Origin of the sequence: Arthrobacter sp. CJ23 (assembly GCF_024741795.1) — a bacterium.
Lineage (GTDB): Bacteria > Actinomycetota > Actinomycetes > Actinomycetales > Micrococcaceae > Arthrobacter.
Window position 1 is genome coordinate 3,706,780 of the sequence record NZ_CP102950.1, and the last position, 17,301, is coordinate 3,724,080.

Consider the following 17,301-nt stretch of genomic DNA (forward strand, 5'->3'; position numbering starts at 1 on the left):
TCTGTTGCGAAGTGCGGCGCTGGCATAGTCTCTCTACATGAGTCCAGACGCCTTGGTTGAAGACATCGCGCACCTCCTGGAGGTCTGGGTGGCCGGCTGGTCCGGTTGCCGGGGCTACGAGACGCGCAAAGAGGGACGTTTCGAGGCAGCACTGCGCGCAGACAAGACCGGCGATTGGGAGTACTTCGCGCATGATCCTTCGGACAGCGAATTCGCCGAACTGGCTGCCAGGACATCGGAAGCCCCTACGCGCATCCTCACCATCCTGACCAACGACGTCGCCCGCTACAGCTACCTGGCCGGGCAGCATGGGCTGAACGTCACCTCGGCCTCCCAGACCATGATGATCGTGGACATGGAAACACAGGATGCCGAGGACCCATGGCTGCCTGACGATGACCTGGAACTGGCCACCTCCGAGGCCAACGGCGTGCACCATGCCGTGGTCCACTCCGGCGAACAGGTGGCCGCGAGCGGCCGGGTCTATGTGGTCAACGGGACCGCGGTGTTCGACAAGATTGTCACGGAGCCCGCCTTCCAGCGCCGCGGGCTGGGAAGTTTCATCATGAAGGCGCTCGCAGCGCAGGCCTTCGAGCACGATGTCCAGAACGGCCTCCTGCTGGCATCCCTGGACGGGCAGAAGCTCTATTCGCACCTCGGCTGGAAGAACGTCTGCCATGTGCTGATGATTTCAACCACCGGGGGCGAGGGAGCCGACCTGTCCGTGGCGTAGCTGTAGCGATGGGGTGATCGTCCAGCGCGGCGGTGGCTCCCGTGCGGTGACTCCTGCGGCGCTGGCGGCTCCGGCGCGGTGACAGAATGAACAGGTGGCCGCACGCGACTCGCTGATCTCCCTCCTGGGCCGTACCCCGGACCCTGAGCAGCTCCGTCATGTCCGCACCATCCCCGCCCGGGAGGCCGTCCACGAGCCATGGCCGGCCTGGGCCCACCCGGACGTCATCGCCGCCTACGGCACCCTCGGAATCCACGAACCGTACCGGCACCAGACCGAGGCCGCGGAACTGGCCCACTCCGGACAGCACGTGGTGATCGCCACCGGGACAGCGTCCGGCAAGTCCCTCGCCTACCAGCTCCCGGCCTTGGATGCGATCCACCGTTCCGAACTGCGCGTGCTGTCCGAGCCTGGAAAGTTCCACGACGACGGCGCCGTAACCCTGTACCTGTCCCCCACCAAGGCCTTGGCCGCCGACCAGCTGGCCGCCATCCGCGCCCTGAAGCTGCCCACGGTCCGTGCCGAAACCTACGACGGGGACACCGACCCTTCGTCCCGGCGCTGGATCAGGGACCACGCCAACTTCATCCTGGCCAACCCCGACATGCTGCACTTCGGGATCCTGCCCAACCACACCTGGTGGGCGCGGTTCTTCCGACGCCTGCGCTATGTGGTCGTGGACGAAGCACACAGCTACCGGGGCGTGTTCGGTTCACATGTGGCCAATCTGATGCGCCGGCTCCGGCGGATCTGCGCCTACTACGGGGCGGGGACCTCCTTCCCGGAACCGGTGTTCATCGCTGCGTCGGCAACAGCATCCGACCCCGCCACGTCCTTCGGCCGGCTCATCGGCGCCCCGGTCAGGGAAGTCTCGGAGGACTGCTCGCCGCATGGTTCCACCACGGTGGCGTTCTGGGAACCGGCCTTGACCGAGCTCAAGGGCGAAAACGGTGCCAAGAACCGCCGGACGGCCGTTGCCGAAACCGCGGACATCCTGGCCAATCTTGTCTCCTCGCGGGTCCGCACCATCGCCTTCATCAAGTCGCGGCGCGGTGCCGAGACCATTTCGTCCATCGCCAAGAGACTGCTGGACGAGGTCGACCCGAGCCTGCCCGGGCGGGTGGCGGCCTACCGCTCCGGTTACCTGCCCGAGGAGCGCCGCGCCCTGGAGCGGGCCCTGCGGTCCGGTGAGCTGCTGGGCGTTTCCAGCACCTCGGCGTTGGAACTGGGCATCGACATCTCCGGCCTCGACGCCGTGCTCGTGGCCGGATGGCCGGGAACCCGGGCGTCCCTCTTCCAGCAGATCGGCCGGGCCGGCCGGGCCGGGCAGGATGCCATCGCGGCCTTCGTGGCCAGCGACGACCCCCTGGACACGTACCTGGTGAACCATCCGGAAGCGATCTTCGATGTCTCCGTGGAAGCGACCGTGTTCGATCCCGGCAACCCGTATGTGCTGGGACCCCACCTGTGCGCGGCGGCGGCCGAAGTGCCGATCGGGCCGGCCGAACTGGAGCTGTTCGGTCCCTCCGCCGAGGGCCTGCTGGGGCAGCTCGTGACCCAGGGGTACCTGCGGAAGAGGCCCGCAGGCTGGTTCTGGACGCATCCGGAAAGCGCCGCGGCCATGGTGAACCTGCGGGCCGACGGCGGCGGTCCGGTGAGCATCGTGGACTCCGAAACCGGGTCCCTGCTGGGGACCATGGATTCGCCCCAGACCCACTACCAGGCGCACACCGGGGCCGTGTACGTACACCAGGGCGAGAGCTACATCGTGGAGGACCTGAATGAAGGCGACCACTGCGTGATGGTCCGCCGGGCCAATCCCGATTTCTACACGACGGCCCGGGACGTAACCCAGATCGAGGTGCTGAAAACTCTCCGGACGGTGGAATGGGGGGACGTCGCGGTTCACTTCGGTGAGGTGAAAGTGACAACACAGGTGGTTTCCTTCCAGCGCAAGGCCTTGGTATCGAACGAGATCTTGGGCGAGGAGCCCCTGGAGCTCGGGGCCCGGGACCTCTTCACCAAGGCAGTTTGGTTCGTGGTGCACAACCGCTCCCTGACGGGGGCTGGACTGGTCGAGGCACAGTTCCCCGGCGCCCTGCATGCCGCGGAACACGCCGCAATCGGGCTGCTCCCCCTGGTCGCCTCGAGCGACCGCTGGGACATCGGCGGGGTCTCCACGGCCATCCACGCCGACACCGGGGTACCGACGATCTTCGTGTACGACGGCCACCCGGGCGGCGCCGGCTTCGCCGAACGGGGCTTCGAGAAGGCCAAGGTGTGGCTCACGGCCACCCGCGACGCCATCCGCTCCTGCGAGTGCGACAACGGCTGCCCCTCCTGCGTGCAGTCACCCAAGTGCGGAAACAAGAACAACCCACTGGACAAGGCAGCCGCCATCACGCTGATCGACGTTTTCCTCAAGGACGCCGTGTAAGCAACACAGTAGGCTCGCGCGCCGGGCGGCAGTGGTGTTTGTTAGGGCGGCGGTCCCGCCCTGGCCCGGCCCGTGGCCACCCCGAAGGGTGAATGCTGCGCCATCTGCGTCCGGACTTCGACGATCTCGCCGCCGACCACGGTGCAGGAGAGCAACGCGGCACTGTGGCGGTTGGCCACAGTGGCCGCGATGGAGCAGGGATCGCCCCGAGTGATCCCCCGCGCGGCATCAGCCCCAGCCAGGGCAGCCAGATCCGCCGCCGAGGCCGCCCTTGAAGCCATCACCCCGGCTTGGGCAAGCAGCAGCACACCGGCCGTCATAAGCATGACCACAATTCCCAGAGCGGCGGCCAGGATGGTTCCCGAACCGCGTTCCGCCTGGCCGGCATCCAGGCGCCCGGGACAGGGGCCGGAGTCCTGGTCCGGGCCCGGGCTCTGGCCACGCGCGCCGCGATTCATGCGGCCACTCCTTGCCAGCCCCAGGTCCGGTCCAGTGCCTTGAGTTCATCGGCACCGGCCTCCCTCAGGACCGGAAACGGAACGCTCCGACCCAGGGGATACACCTGCGCGGCCGAGGCTTCCGGGGTCTCCCCGCGGGCCGATGCGGACGCCGAGAGCGTCCACGGGATGACGGAGCCGAGGGGCCCGGGAACCCTCGCCGACGCGGTGACGGTCACCCACTCGCCGTCGGCCGCAACCACCGCCGTGGCGCCCTGTCCGGCAAGGCGCCGGACGACGTCGTCGATGATTCCGGTGCTCTCGCCGCGCGCCAGGGCGCGCGCGCCCGCCCGCGCAGCTTCTTCCAAACGGAACTGCATGACGCCTGCTGCGGAACCGGCCAGGAGGAAGGCGAGCAGAAGCAGGACCGCGGGCAGGGCCACGGCGAACTCGGCGGTGACGGCGCCCCGGTCCTTCCCCGGACCAGGGTGCCTGGCCGCGGCGGCGGGCCTGGGCCGGGCCGCACGCCTGCCGTTCGGCGCGGTCATGGCAACGAGAGGGCCGTGCGGATAAGGTTCAGCAGGAATCCGCGGACTTCGTCGCTGCGCAGAATGACCACCAGCAGGCCGGCAAAACCGACGGCTGCCAGCGTGGCAATTGCATATTCGGCCGTGGCCATTCCCAGCTCGGATCCGGTGAGCCGTGCGCGGCTGCGGACAGTGCGGCCTGCGCCCTGTCCGCCAGGCTGCTCGACTGCCTGGGCCGGGGATGAGCCGGGTCGGAGTTCAAGGATCGCGGCCAGCCCCGGCGAGGAGGCCGTCCTTGGTGCGATGGCGGACCTCGCCGGAATTCCGAGTCCGGACGGCGCCGTGTGCTGCCTTTCGCCCTGGGCAGGCAGCGTGGCTGAAGGGACGGACAGGGCCTTGGCTGTGGATTGCATGATGTTCCTTTCGTTGGGTGCCGGCGCTACTGCCGGTACTTCTTTGACTCTTCCTCGGCGAAGCCGTGCAGCTGAAGCCACGGATTCGCCTAAGTGGAAAACTGACAGGGCCGGAGCATGTGGAGGGGAACTCGCCGCGGCCGGCTCAGCCGCCCGGCAGCATGGCAATGAGGACCGGAACCACGCCGAGGCACAGGAAGGCCGGGAGGGAGCACAGGCCTAGGGGGATGACGAGCTTCACGCCCAGGGCAGCTGCCCGCTTCTCCGCGGACCTGAACTGTTCCCGCCGGTCCCGGGCTGCCTGCGCGTAGAGGATGGCCGCCGAAGGGGCACCGGTGAGGGCCGCGAAAGCGAGGGCGTCCTTCAGGCGCAGGACCTCGGCGGTCTGCGCGGCGGAGCTGCGCCACGCCGTTTCCCAGTCGGCGCCGATGGCCAGGGCGCCAACGACCGGGTGAAGGGACCGGCCGAGTGGCGGCGCAGCACACGCCGCGATCAACTCCAGGGCCCTCCCGATCCCCGCCCCGGCGTCGAGCATCGCCGCGATGAGTTCAAGCATCATCGCGGTGTCGCGCAGGCCGTCCCGATGGCCTCCGCGCGCGCCCTGGGATCCGGCAGATTCCGTGCCGCCGGCCGGGGGCGCAGCGGCCGGCCGGCCCATTGATTCCATGACCAGGCGGCCACGGCTCCCGCCCGGGCCGGTGAGGGCCAGCACGGCTGCAACAGCCAGCAGGAGGGCCACGGCAAGCGCGGGAGCGGCTCCGGTCATCACGGTCCGCCCGCCGCGGAGCTGACCAGCCGCGTGGACCATACCCTTCCGGCCACGGTAAGGACCACGCCCGCCACGAGTGCGGCGACGCCCACGGCGTTGCCGAGCAGGATACCCAGCGGATCCACTCCGAGGACCATGCCCAGTCCAAGGCCCAGGACAGGCAGCCAGCTCAGCAGCCGCACGGTGGCTTTGGGTCCGGCGAGCGCTGTTTGCCGGGCAGCATCGGCGTCGTCCTCGGCTTCAAGTTGTGCGCAGAACCGCGTGAGGATGTCCGCCAGCGGGCAGCCGCTGGTTTCGGCAACATCGAGGCAGGCCGCGAGCTCGCCCCAGATCCGCCGCTCGGCCCTGCTTTGCTGTGCCGTGGAGCCGCCGCGCTGCGCGAAGGCAGGATCCAATGACCCCCGGATGGCGTCCGCTGTTGAGGCTCCGAGGGCCGAGGCCGCTCTCGCTGCGGCGAGGACGTCCAAGGATGCCTGCGACAGGCGGGCGGATGCGGCCGTCACCGAGGGCCGGCCGCGGGTCCCGCCCGCTGGCACTCCAAGGGAACCATCACCGCTGGCCGTACGCTCCTCTCCTGCGTGGACGATCCATAGTTCCGCCCACAGCTTTGACGGCGACCGTCCGCCACGCAGAAGGGCAGCGAGCTGCTGGACGAGGACCATCAGGGGCAGCGTCTCCTGCCGTCCCCGTGTCCCTCGCGCCCACGGTGTCCTGCCACCGTGGGCGGCAACACCACGGAGGGCACGCCGCACCCGCAGGGCCCGGCCACGGCGATGGCCCACAACAAGCCAGGCTGTGGCCGCCAGCACCAAGACCAGAAGGACCGTCATGCGGTCTCACCGGCCCCGGCCTTGGCCCCCGGGGCAGCCGGAGCAAACCCGCCGGCAGGTTCCGGCCCTTCCAGCCCTGGCATCCCGGCCAGCCCCTCCGGCTGTTCCAACCCCTCCGGATCCAGCTCCAGCTTTGCTGCGAGCCTCCCCCACGCAGGGCCTGCCTGCACCCGGCCCCCGCGCAGTTCCAGGGCCGGAACCACGGCCTGGCCCGCGGCATCGTCGGTCAGGAGTCCGATGGAGGCCACGGCACGGCCGCGGGCCGTCCGTTCCACGTGGATCACGGCGTCGAGGGCACTGGAGACCTGCAGCCGCACGGCGTCCTGGCTCAGACCGGCGAGGGCACCGAGTGCCACGAGGCGGGCCGGCACGGCCTCGGCCGTGTTGGCATGGATCGTCCCGCCTCCGCCGGTGTGGCCGGTGTTGAGGGCCGTCAGCAGCTCGCGGACTTCCGCGCCCCGGCATTCGCCCACGATCAAACGGTCCGGGCGCATCCTCAAGGCCTGCCGGACCAGCTCGCCAAGATCCAGCGCACCGCCGCCTTCGAGGTTCCCGTGCCGTGATTCCAGGGACACCACATGGGGGTGGACGGGGTTCAGCTCCGCGGCGTCCTCGATCAGGACCAGCCGTTCCTCCGGCCTGCTCAGGCCAAGCATGGTGGACAGCAGGGTGGTCTTTCCTGATCCTGTGGCACCGCTGATCAGGAAGCTCAGCCTTCGCTGCATGACCGCACGCAGGACTCGCTCCACGAGCGGACCGAACATGCCGCCGGCCCGCAGCTCCGCCAGGGTGAACACCTCTTCGCGGCGAATGCGGATGGACAGCAGGGTGCCGGCGGTGGAGATCGGCGGCAGCACGGCATGGACCCGGTAGCCGCCGTCGAGCCTGACATCCACGCAGGGCGAGCCGTCGTCCAGGCGGCGGCCACCGGCCGCAACCAGCCGCGCTGCCAAGGCCCTGATCTGGGCCTCGCTCTCAAAGTGGACCGCGGACTGCTCCAGTCCGTGCCCCCGGTCCAGCCACACGGACTGCGTTCCGTTGACGAAGATGTCCGTCACTGCCGGATCCCGTGCCAGTTGCTGCAAGGGCCCGAGCCCGTTGAGTTCGGCGCTGATGGACTCGACGGCGGCGAGCGCCCCCGCGGTGCCGAGCAGGCGGCCGCTGGCATGGACGGCCGCGGCCACCCGGGTGGGAGTGACGGGCCCTGTTCCTGCCATGACGGATTCGCGGACAGTTTCCAGCAGGACCGAGTCCAGGCGCTGGCCCTGGCGGCGCCGTGGCCCGGAACCGGGCAGGCCCGCGCCCACCCCCAGCCCGTTCATGGCGCGTCCCCGTCGAGCAGTTCGAGGACACCGGCGGCGAAGCGCCGGACCGGCTTGCGGCGGCCCAGCTCCAGCAGGCGGCCCAGCTCGGCGGCGGTGCCCGTGCCCCGGATGTCGGGAAGGACGCCGTGCAGCGGCATCCCCAGGGATTCGGCGATGAGCGCTGCGTCCATTCCGGCGCCGGTGTTGCCCCGGATGACGAGCCCGGTGTCCACGGGAGGCAGCTCATTCAGCAGCCGTGCGGCGGCCACGGCCGACTTCAGCTGGGCCGTGGCCAGCAGCAGGATCCTGTCGCAGTCCCAGGCGAACGTCCGCAGCGAGTCGGTGCCTCGGCCGATGTCGACGATGACCACTTCAAAGCCGCGGCGGGCGGCGTCCATGACCGCAGCCACGGACGCGGAGTCCACGGCGGGTGGCCGTTCCCTGGTTCCGGGCCAGGAGAGGAAGGAGAAGCCGCCGGCAACGGGTAGGGAGTCGGACAGCTGGACGGCGTCGATGCTGCCCCGGGCTTCGGCGAGGTCGGGCCAGCGCAGCCCGGGGGTGTCCTCCGCGGCGAGGGTGAGCTCAAGGCCGCCACCCCAGGGATCGCCGTCGATGAGCAGGGTCCGGGCGCCATGTCCGGCCGCTGCCTGGGCCAGCCAGGCTGCCGCTGTGCTTGCCCCGGCACCGCCGCTGCCGCCGGTCAGCCCGAGCACATGCCCTCCCGCTTCCGGGGACCGGGCGGCGCTGAGATGCTCCGCTAGCCATGCCGCGGCGTCCGGCAGAAGCGCCACACGCTCGGCACCCAGCACGGCCGCGAGCTGCCAGATGTTTGCGTCATCGCCGCTCACGCCGAGCAGGACGGCAGGGGCACGCCGGCGCGGAGGGAGTTCGCGGACATCGCTGCCGATCAGCACGACGGCAGCGCTGTCCCAGCCTGCGGCGGCCTGGGCGGCGTCCGCAGCGGTCCGCAGGCTCCCTCCGGCCGCGGCCACGATGCGTTCCATTTCATCGCGGAGGTAGCTGTTGCCCGTGACCAGAAGAATCTCGCCCGACGCCGGAGGCAGCCACGCGCCCGGGCCGTCCCGGCCGCCGTCGCTGCTTCCACGGATGCCGTCATGGGTGGTGCCGCCGCCCATGGCGCCGCCGGGTTCCCGCTGCTGGAGGTGTCGCCTTCTCATGCAGCCAATGTCGCCGACGGCGGCATGCCGGGAACAGCCGGAAACCCGCCTATGTGGACAACACGCCGCGAACCCGGCTGTGGAGGACGTGTCCGCCCCCGGCCAAGCACCAGCACAAGCACCAGCGCCCGCCCGGCCCAACCCAACAGAACAGAACAGGACAGCAGCTGTCCGCAATGCGCGCGCCGGCCGAGAGAGAGGCAAGGCATGATTGAGGCATGTACCTGCTGCTCGCCGCCCATGCCGACGGCGCAGCCATCCAGCGGGTCTCCCCTGCTGGCAAGGCCACAGCGGACGCGCGCCTGGTCAGCGAAGGCGATCTGCCCGCCGTCGTGCGTGAACTGGAAGCCCAGCGCCCGCGCTGGGTGTGGCATCGGACCCAGGACTGGTACCCGGCGCTCCTGGCGGCCGGCATCGAGCTGGAGCGCTGCCACGACCTCACCCTGTGCGGCGCCATCCTGGCCCATTCCGAATTCACCGCCCACACCGCCTACGCCCTGAACGCCGAGAAGCTCACGCAGGACGACGACTCCCAACCGCCGCGGGCCCTGCAGCCGCCCGCCGCGCCCGCCGAGCAGGGCGCCCTCTTCGAGGATCCCGGTCCGCGCCAGGCGCAGGCCGGCCTCGAGGAGCTCCGCACCGAATTCGCCGCCCATCAGCACGCCCTCGTCCAGGCACCCGCGGACAAGCAGAAAAGGCTCCAGCTGCTGCTGGCCGCCGAATCGGCGGCGGCGATGATCGCCGCGGAGATGCAGCATGCCGGCGTGCCGTGGCGGGAGCAGCTGCACGAGGAAATCCTGGCCGGCCATCTGGGCCCGCGCCCGCCGGCAGGCCACCGTCCGGCCAAGCTGGAGGCCCTCTGCGCCGAGCTGCGGAGCATCCTCAAGTCGCCCAATCTGAACCCGGACTCCCCGCAGGACCTCATGCGTGCCCTGCACCGGAACGGCATCGAGGTCAAGAGCACGCGGCAGTGGGAACTGCAGGAATCCAGCCACCCGGCCATCCAGCCACTCCTGGCCTACAAGAAGCTCTCGCGCCTGCACACCGCCAACGGTTGGACGTGGCTGGACGCCTGGGTGCGCGACGGGCGTTTCCGGCCCGAATACGTGGTGGGCGGCGTGGTGTCCGGGCGCTGGGCTTCGCGCGGCGGCGGGGCGCTGCAGATCCCGCGCAACATCCGTGGCGCCGTCCACGCCGATCCCGGCCATAAACTGATCGTCGCCGATGCCTCCCAGCTCGAGCCGCGTGTTCTCGTGGCACTCGCGCAGGACACCAAGATGGCCGAGGCCGCCCGCGACAAAGACCTCTACGCCGGCATCGCGGCCCAGGGCTTCGGCGGCGACCGGGCCAAGGCCAAGATCGCCCTCCTTGGCGCCATCTACGGCGCCACCACCGGCGAGTCGGGACGCCTCATGCCCCAGCTCGCCCGGACCTACCCGCGGGCGGTCGGCTTCGTGGAACAGGCGGCGCGCGACGGCGAGGCAGGCCGCACCGTCACCTCGCGGCTTGGCCGCAGCAGCCCGCCGCCATCGCAGGGATGGCTCCGCAGCCAGCGGTCCACGACGGCGGAGGAGCAGCGCCGCGCGGACAGCCTGGCCCGCACCCGCGGCCGCTTCACCCGCAACTTCGTGGTGCAGGGTTCCGCCGCGGACTGGGCCTCGTGCTGGCTGGCTGAATTACGACGGCGGCTGCGCGCGCTGCGTGCCGGGGGCTCGCCGACCGGGGAACTGGTGTTTTTCCTCCACGACGAAGTCATGGTCCATGCCCCGGACGATGCCGTGGAAGCATGCATCCGGGCCATCGAGGAATCCGCCAATGCCGCCAAGGAACTCCTCTTCGGCGCCATCCCGGTCGAGTTCCCGGTGAGCATCGCCGTCGTCGACTCCTACGACAAGGCGAAATAGCAGCCGCCGGACCGGCAGCCGAAGCCCGCCCCTTGCCCGCACCCCCGCGCCGTAGGACACTGGCCCCGTGGGATCCGACAGCCGCGACGCGCTGGGAACATACCTTGCTTTCCAGTTGACCGAACTGGAGGGCTACCTCCCCCTGATCGCGGCGGCCGACCAGGAAGCCATCCACGGCGCACGGCTTGCCCTGCGCCGCCTGAGGTCGGTCCTGAGCTGCTACAAGGAGATCCTCCCCAAGGTGCCCGGCCCCGTCCGCGAGGAGGTCAGATGGCTGGCGCGGTCCCTGGGTGAGGCCAGGGACGCATACGTGCTGGGCAAACGGATCGCCCTCTCCCTTGACGCGAATGGCTCATGGCGTGCGCCCGGCCCCCTGCACGCCTCGGTGGACGCCCTGATGGCCGCCAGCGGGCGCTCCGCGGCTGCCCTGGGCGCAGGAAAGCGCAGCCGCCGGGCGGTCCAGGCGGCCCGGGAGGCCCTGCTCGCCGGAAAGCGCAAGGGAAAGGGCAAGGCCTCCCACCGGTTGCGCCAGGACGGACGGAACCACACCCTGGATGAGCTGGCGCAGCGGCTGCAGACCCAGTGGGAAACGCTGCAGCTCAGCCTGGCCGCAGAGGCAACAGCCACCGACGAGGCGGAACGGAACACGCTGCTGCACCAGGCACGCAAGGACATCAAGTGCCTCAGGTATGCGGTGGAGGCCGCGGCCGAGGCCTTTGGTCCCACAGCGGCGGGGATCATCCAGCCGGCCATCGCCATGCAGCGGATCCTCGGCGAGCAGCACGACAGCGTGGTGGCCGGAGCATGGCTCGAGGCGCTTGCGGCCAGCCCGGGCGTGGACAGCTCGGACGCCGCGGAACTCCGGGCCATGGAGGCCCGCCGGCTGGCCGGCGCCGAGGCACAGTTCCGGGCCGCCGCCGTCGAATTTCCGGTTCCCGCGCCGCGCCGCGTCCTGCTGTTCTGAACACCCGCCTGCGCGCCCCGGGGGCACCGCGCAGGCGTGCCAGGCGCGCACCGCACCATAGCCCCGGAGAGCCTTCAAGGCCAGTCATATTCACCCGGATGAGCCGGTATGACCCCGGGGAGGTCATGTACCGTGCGGTAACTTCGTTTGCCCTGCGGCTTCCGCCTACTATCGCACTGTGGCGTCCGACACACGCGGATGCCGTTATGCAAGGAAGCATTAAGGGGGAGACTGCAGCTATGGCTGGCAAGTTCGAAATTCTCAAGGACAGCGACACCTCGTACCGGTTCCGGCTCACGGCCGCGGACGGAACAGTTGTGGCGGTGTCGCCGACGTTCAAGCACCTTCAGGGCGTGGTTGACGGCATCAACGCGGTCCGCGAAAACGCCGCCACGGGTCTCATCGTGGACCGCTCCGGCACGGAGCGCATGGCGGCCTAGCAGCATGAGCCGCACCGGCGCCCACAGCGGGCGCCGTGCGGCCCCAACGCCGGGCATCCGCGCTGTGCCGCCCCAACGCCGGCATCCGCGCCGTGCGGCCCCCGCACCAGCGCCCCGCGCCAGCCGGCCCCGCCGCTAGATATCGATCTCGAACAGCCGCTCTTCATCCCACGGAACCGTCCAGCCGAGCTCATCGAAGAGCCCGCTGAGGACCATCCCCGTGAAGCCCCACACCACAACGCCGTTGACGATGAAGCCCGGGCTCGTGAACGTCCGCCCGAAGCGGCTGATGGTCGCCGTGACGCGGTTGTCCGGATCCAGCAGATCCCGCACCGGCACCCGGAAGACCTGCGCCGATTCCCCGTAGTCCACTACGCGGACCGGCGACGGCGACGCCCACCACGCCAGCACCGGCGTCACCCTGAACTTGCTGCGGGCCAGCCCCAGTTCCGGGATGACGCCCAGAACCTGGACACCGCCGGCGTCGAGCCCTGTTTCCTCCACGGCCTCCCGCAGGGCAGCCGCCACCACCGAGTCGTCCCCGGGATCGACGCTGCCGCCAGGGAACGCCACCTGGCCGGGGTGGTCATCCAGGGTGTGTGCGCGTTCCAGCAGCAGGACGTCCAGGTCCGCGGGCGCGATGGGCCGCCCGGACTCGGCGGGGATGTCATCGAGCACGCCGAACAGCATCAGGACGGCCGCGGGCCTGTTCGTCTCCTCGCCCACTGCCAGCTGCGCCCAATGCTCTGAACGATGTTCCGCGCCCGCATCAAAGCGCGTAATCAGGCCTGCCAGGTCCTCGAGCGCCGTCACGAAGGCCTCCTCTGCGATTCCATCCGGATCTCCGCCGCGCGGTGCGTCTCGGCCAGCAGCTGCGCCAGAAGCGCCTCGTTGCCCGGGGCGAGCTCGTACTTGAGCAGCTTGGCAGCCTTGGCGGGGTCGGTCTCGCCGTCCCCGTAGCTGGGGCACAGCGTGGCGACGGGGCAGGCGCCGCAGGCGGGCCGGCGCGCATGGCAGACCCGGCGGCCGTGGAAGACCACCCGGTGGGAGAGCATGGTCCAGTCCTTGGGTTCGAACAGCTCCGCGACGTCGAATTCAATCTTCACGGGGTCCTCGGAGGCGGTCCAGCCGAAGCGGCGGGCGAGCCTGCCGAAGTGCGTGTCCACGGTGATCCCGGGGACCCCGAAGGCATTGCCCAGCACCACGTTCGCGGTTTTCCGCCCGACGCCGGGAAGCGTCACCAGGTCTTCGAGCCGGCCGGGCACCTCGCCGTCGTACTCGTCCACCAGGCGGGTGCTGAGCGCCAAGACGTTTTTCGCCTTGGCCCGGAAGAAGCCGGTGGGCTGCAGGATGGCTTCCAGCTCGGCGGGCTCGGCCTCGGACATGGCGCGGGCGTCCGGGTAGCGGGCGAACAGGATCTTGGTGACCTGGTTGACCAGCACATCGGTGGTCTGGGCGGACAGCACCGTGGCCACGACGAGTTCGAAAGGATTCCGGAAGTCCAGCTCGGCGTGCGCGTACGGGTACATCACGGCGAGGGCCTTGTTGATCCGGCGCGCCCGGCGCTTGAGGGCGAGCGGCGTTTCGGCTCCGTCGGCGGCCACGGGCGGGCTGCCTAGCCGCGTTCGATGTGGCTGAGGTCGCGCAGGACGCCCACCTTGCCGTCGGTGTCCTGGACGAGGAACTCGTGGCCGCGGTCTTCCAGGGCGAGCACCCAGCCGCCGGGTTCGATCGTGAAGACGGGCTCCCCGGTCTGCTCACTGACGGCCGGGCGGGGCTGTGCGACGGCGAACCAGAAGGCCTCGTAGGCAGGGGCGTGCCCGGATTCCTCGGGGCGGCTGGCGGGGTCCACGGTGGCGCCGATGGATTCGCTGACGGCCCGGGTGTCCGCGGAGACCACTGGCGTTGCCATGGTGGCCGCCAGCGGCTGGGGTGCGGCGGCTTCCGGTGCCGCCTCGGCAGGCTGGGCTGCTGCGGGATGGTCGACGACGGGCTCCGGGGTGACCGTTTGCGGGGCCGCGGACAGCGGGGCCGGGTGAACGGCCGCGGGCTGCGCCCCAGCCGGAGCAGGTGCTGCGGGAGGCACGACGGCGGCGGCCTGGGTGGCGGGGGCCGTGGGAGCGGCCGGGGCTGTGGAAGAAACCGGTGCGGCCTGGGTGGCCGGTGCGGTGCCGCCCGGCATTACCGGGCTCCAGGCTGCGGGCTTGCTTTCCTTGGGTGCCTTGGGGGCCTTGGGCGCCTTGGGGGCTGCCGGCTTGCGGCTGGGCACGGCGGCGTCGCGGGCCACCACATGGGCCGGGGTTTCGGCGCGGCCCTTGAAGTCGTCGCAGAGCCACGGCAGGCGCGTCGCGAAGACGGTGGCGAGCAGGAGTCCCAGTGAACCGACCAGTCCCAGGAGGGCGCTGCCGGTGAAGAACGAGGCCGTGGCGAGGAAGAACAGGGCCACGGCAAAGGAGGCGGTGACGGACGCGAACTGGTCCACTGACAGGGAACCGATGCGCACCACGGCGTCCGGCTGCAGGCGGCGGGCCACGAACAGGGCGGCCACGATCAGGGGCAGGATGATGCCGATGCCCAGGAAGAAGAGGTTGTTGACGTTCCACAGGTTGTAGCGCCCGCCGAGCATGGGCAGCAGGGAGGCGACAAAAAGGATCGCCGTGGACCCAAAGACGGTGAGGTCACGGATGGTGAAGGGGCCCAACACGGCATCGTACTTTGCAGGCGTAGTGGCACCTCCGGCTACTGGAGCGGTCCCAGCGGCACTTCCGGCTGCGGGAGGGGCTTCAGCGGCCAGTCCGCTTCCAGCTCCTGCTTCGGGGGCCGTTCCGTGCGGATCCGCACCTTTGTTCGGGCCTAGGCTGAGCTGGTTCATTGTGTATCTCCTTCGTGCGGCGGCGCCTTGCACGGGCTGGTCCGGCGGCTGCCACGGGCTGTTTCCCGCGGCGGGCCGGTGCCCGGTCGGTGCGTCTCAAGACTTCTTCAGCCTATGCCACGCCCCTGACAGTGTTCCAGCGGATGGACCCCTGATCCTCCAGGGGCGAAACCGGCGGCCCCGAATCTCCGAGCGCGCGGCCGCGGACGTCATGAAACGCATAATTCAGCGCCACAGCGCCATTCGGCGCTAAAAATCGACCGTTCACTGGCGGCTTTGTGACAAGGCACACGTAGGACCTCCCGAAGCGCTAGTGTTTATGGCGGACAGCACTCTGCGGAACTTCCGCGGGACCGCACGACGCCGTGACCCCGGCGGCGGTCCGGCCGGCGGCCTCCGCGCAGCAAAAGATCGATGAATAATGAGGTTCACCATGTCTCAGGACACCACCGGATCCCCGGCGCCCGCTGCAGCTACGTCGGCTGGACAGGAGCAGGCCCCGCACGTCGAAGCCCTCGAAAACCTTCTCCACGAGGACCGCAAGTTCGCCCCCTCGGAGGAATTCGCCGCCAACGCCGTCGTTTCCGCTGCCGACTACACCGAGGCCGCGGCGGACCGCCCCGCCTTTTGGGCCAGGCAGGCCCGTGAACTCCTCACCTGGGACAAGGCCTTCACTAAAGCCCTTGACTGGTCCAACCCGCCGTTCGCCAAATGGTTCGTGGGCGGCGAGATCAACGCGGCCTACAACGCGCTGGACCGCCACGTTGAAAACGGCCTGGGCGACCGCGTGGCCATCTACTTCGAAGGCGAACCCGGCGACACCCGCACATATACCTACGCGCAGCTGACCGAAGAGGTCAAGAAGGCCGCCAACGCCTTCGAATCCCTCGGCGTGGCCAAGGGCGACCGCGTGGCCGTGTACCTGCCCATGATCCCCGAGGCCGTCATCACCATCCTGGCCTGCGCCCGCATCGGCGCTGTGCACTCCGTGGTGTTCGGCGGCTTCTCCGCCGACGCCCTGCGCTCACGCATCGACGACGCCGAGGCCAAGCTGGTGGTCACCGCGGACGGCACCTACCGCCGCGGCAAGCCCAGCCCGCTCAAGCCCGCCGTGGACGAAGCCCTGTCCAAGGAAGGCCACACGGTCGAGAACGTGGTGGTGGTCAAGCGCAACGGCGAGACCGTCACCTGGGTCCAGGGACGCGACCTCTGGTGGGACGACACCGTCGGCGCCGCCGCAACGGAACACACCGCCGTCGGGCATGACTCCGAACACCCCCTGTTCATCCTCTACACCTCCGGCACCACCGGCAAGCCCAAGGGCATCCTGCACACCACCGGCGGCTACCTCACCCAGGGCGCGTACACGCACAAGGCCGTGTTCGACCTGCACCCGGAGACGGACGTGTACTGGTGCACCGCCGACGTCGGATGGGTCACCGGCCACTCCTACGTCGCCTATGCCCCGCTCATCAACGGCGCCACCCAGCTCATGTACGAGGGCACCCCGGACTCCCCGCACCAGGGCCGCTGGTGGGAGCTGATCGAGAAGTACAAGGTCTCCATCCTGTACACCGCCCCCACGGCCATCCGCACGTTCATGAAGTGGGGCCGCGAGATCCCGGCCAAGTACGATCTCTCCTCCATCCGCCTGCTCGGCACGGTGGGCGAGCCCATCAACCCCGAGGCCTGGATGTGGTACCGCGAGGTCATCGGCGGCAACGGCGGCACTAAGGAGAACCCGGCCCCGATCGTGGACACCTGGTGGCAGACCGAAACCGGCGCCCAGATGATCGCACCGCTCCCCGGCGTCACCGTCACCAAGCCCGGCTCCGCGCAGGTCCCCCTGCCCGGCATCGCCGTGGACGTGGTGGACGAAGCCGGTGAATCGGTGGCCAACGGCGAGGGCGGCTACCTGGTCATCCGCGAACCGTGGCCGGCCATGCTGCGCGGCATCTGGGGCGACCCGGAGCGTTTCAAGGACACCTACTGGTCCCGTTTCGAGACCATGTACTTCGCCGGCGATGGCGCCAAAAAGGACGAGGACGGCGACGTCTGGCTCCTGGGCCGCGTGGACGACGTCATGAACGTCTCCGGCCACCGCCTCTCCACCACGGAAATCGAATCCGCCCTCGTCTCGCACCCCTCCGTGGCCGAAGCCGCCGTGGTGGGGGCAGCGGACGAAACCACCGGCCAGGCCGTCGTCGCGTTCGTCATCCTGCGCGGTGACGCCGTCAACAAGGGCGAGGAAACCGTCCTCGAACTGCGCAATCACGTGGGCAAGGAAATCGGCCCGATCGCCAAGCCCAAGCAGCTGCTGGTGGTCCCCGAACTGCCCAAGACGCGCTCCGGCAAGATCATGCGGCGCCTCCTCAAGGACGTCGCCGAAGGCCGCGACCCCGGTGACGCCACCACCCTCTCCGACCCCACGATCATGGCCCAGATCGCTGAGTCCCTGCGCAAGTAGGAGTCGCTGCGCAAGTAGCGGACAAA

General features: G+C 69.9%; 16 protein-coding genes. 6 read left to right on the forward strand and 10 right to left on the reverse strand.

Annotated elements, in window-relative coordinates; translation table 11 throughout:
* The first annotated feature begins 37 nt into the window (after positions 1–37).
* Together NVV90_RS16695 and NVV90_RS16700 are read left to right on the forward strand one after the other, a co-directional pair.
* Complete coding sequence (locus NVV90_RS16695) at positions 38–733, forward strand: GNAT family N-acetyltransferase (RefSeq protein WP_258438366.1); 696 nt, start codon at positions 38–40, stop codon at positions 731–733.
* Between the two features lie 94 nt (positions 734–827).
* Positions 828–3,170, forward strand: coding sequence for a DEAD/DEAH box helicase (locus tag NVV90_RS16700; protein ID WP_258438367.1), 2,343 nt, complete (start codon positions 828–830; stop codon positions 3,168–3,170).
* Between the two features lie 41 nt (positions 3,171–3,211).
* Here NVV90_RS16700 and NVV90_RS16705 read toward each other — a convergent pair whose 3' ends face one another.
* The 7 genes from NVV90_RS16705 to ssd form a co-directional block, all read right to left on the reverse strand.
* Positions 3,212–3,628, reverse strand: a complete 417-nt coding sequence (locus NVV90_RS16705) for an Rv3654c family TadE-like protein (protein ID WP_258438368.1) — start codon at positions 3,626–3,628, stop codon at positions 3,212–3,214.
* Positions 3,625–4,155 (reverse strand): TadE family type IV pilus minor pilin, encoded by a 531-nt coding sequence (locus NVV90_RS16710; protein ID WP_258438369.1) that lies wholly within the window; start codon positions 4,153–4,155, stop codon positions 3,625–3,627. The genes NVV90_RS16705 and NVV90_RS16710 overlap by 4 nt, the downstream gene beginning before the upstream one ends.
* Entirely contained in the window at positions 4,152–4,547 is a 396-nt protein-coding gene (locus NVV90_RS16715) for a DUF4244 domain-containing protein (RefSeq protein WP_258438370.1), read from the reverse strand. Before NVV90_RS16715 ends, NVV90_RS16710 begins: the two co-directional genes overlap by 4 nt.
* 145 nt (positions 4,548–4,692) lie before the next feature.
* Positions 4,693–5,313: a type II secretion system F family protein gene (locus NVV90_RS16720; RefSeq protein ID WP_258438371.1), complete on the reverse strand. Its 621-nt coding sequence runs from the start codon at positions 5,311–5,313 to the stop codon at positions 4,693–4,695.
* Positions 5,313–6,146: a type II secretion system F family protein gene (locus NVV90_RS16725; protein WP_258438372.1), complete on the reverse strand. Its 834-nt coding sequence runs from the start codon at positions 6,144–6,146 to the stop codon at positions 5,313–5,315. The genes NVV90_RS16720 and NVV90_RS16725 overlap by 1 nt, the downstream gene beginning before the upstream one ends.
* The gene (locus NVV90_RS16730; protein WP_258438373.1) at positions 6,143–7,468 is read right to left on the reverse strand and encodes a TadA family conjugal transfer-associated ATPase; all 1,326 of its coding nucleotides are present in this window, start codon (positions 7,466–7,468) and stop codon (positions 6,143–6,145) included. Before NVV90_RS16730 ends, NVV90_RS16725 begins: the two co-directional genes overlap by 4 nt.
* Positions 7,465–8,628 carry a septum site-determining protein Ssd gene (gene ssd, locus NVV90_RS16735; RefSeq protein WP_258438374.1) on the reverse strand — a complete coding sequence of 388 codons (1,164 nt, stop codon included), beginning with the start codon at positions 8,626–8,628 and terminating at the stop codon, positions 7,465–7,467. Before ssd ends, NVV90_RS16730 begins: the two co-directional genes overlap by 4 nt.
* A gap of 218 nt (positions 8,629–8,846) precedes the next feature.
* Here ssd and NVV90_RS16740 point away from each other — a divergent pair, with 218 nt between their 5' ends.
* The 3 genes from NVV90_RS16740 to NVV90_RS16750 all read left to right on the forward strand — a co-directional run bounded on the left by NVV90_RS16740 (position 8,847) and on the right by NVV90_RS16750 (position 11,936).
* Positions 8,847–10,532: a bifunctional 3'-5' exonuclease/DNA polymerase gene (locus tag NVV90_RS16740; protein ID WP_258438375.1), complete on the forward strand. Its 1,686-nt coding sequence runs from the start codon at positions 8,847–8,849 to the stop codon at positions 10,530–10,532.
* Between the two features lie 67 nt (positions 10,533–10,599).
* A complete protein-coding gene (locus NVV90_RS16745; RefSeq protein ID WP_258438376.1) occupies positions 10,600–11,496 on the forward strand; it encodes a CHAD domain-containing protein in 897 nt (298 codons plus the stop codon).
* A 239-nt stretch (positions 11,497–11,735) separates the two neighbouring features.
* Positions 11,736–11,936: a DUF1508 domain-containing protein gene (locus NVV90_RS16750; RefSeq protein ID WP_258438377.1), complete on the forward strand. Its 201-nt coding sequence runs from the start codon at positions 11,736–11,738 to the stop codon at positions 11,934–11,936.
* A gap of 135 nt (positions 11,937–12,071) precedes the next feature.
* Here NVV90_RS16750 and NVV90_RS16755 read toward each other — a convergent pair whose 3' ends face one another.
* From NVV90_RS16755 to NVV90_RS16765, 3 genes are all read right to left on the reverse strand, one after another.
* Positions 12,072–12,749, reverse strand: coding sequence for a CoA pyrophosphatase (locus NVV90_RS16755; protein WP_258438378.1), 678 nt, complete (start codon positions 12,747–12,749; stop codon positions 12,072–12,074).
* Entirely contained in the window at positions 12,746–13,465 is a 720-nt protein-coding gene (gene nth / locus NVV90_RS16760; RefSeq protein ID WP_242701704.1) for an endonuclease III, read from the reverse strand. The genes NVV90_RS16755 and nth overlap by 4 nt, the downstream gene beginning before the upstream one ends.
* A gap of 86 nt (positions 13,466–13,551) precedes the next feature.
* Complete coding sequence (locus NVV90_RS16765) at positions 13,552–14,808, reverse strand: hypothetical protein (protein WP_258441263.1); 1,257 nt, start codon at positions 14,806–14,808, stop codon at positions 13,552–13,554.
* Positions 14,809–15,241: 433 nt separating this feature from the next.
* Between NVV90_RS16765 and acs the strand changes: the two genes are divergently transcribed.
* Positions 15,242–17,275: an acetate--CoA ligase gene (acs, locus tag NVV90_RS16770; protein ID WP_258438379.1), complete on the forward strand. Its 2,034-nt coding sequence runs from the start codon at positions 15,242–15,244 to the stop codon at positions 17,273–17,275.
* The last annotated feature ends 26 nt before the right edge of the window (positions 17,276–17,301 follow it).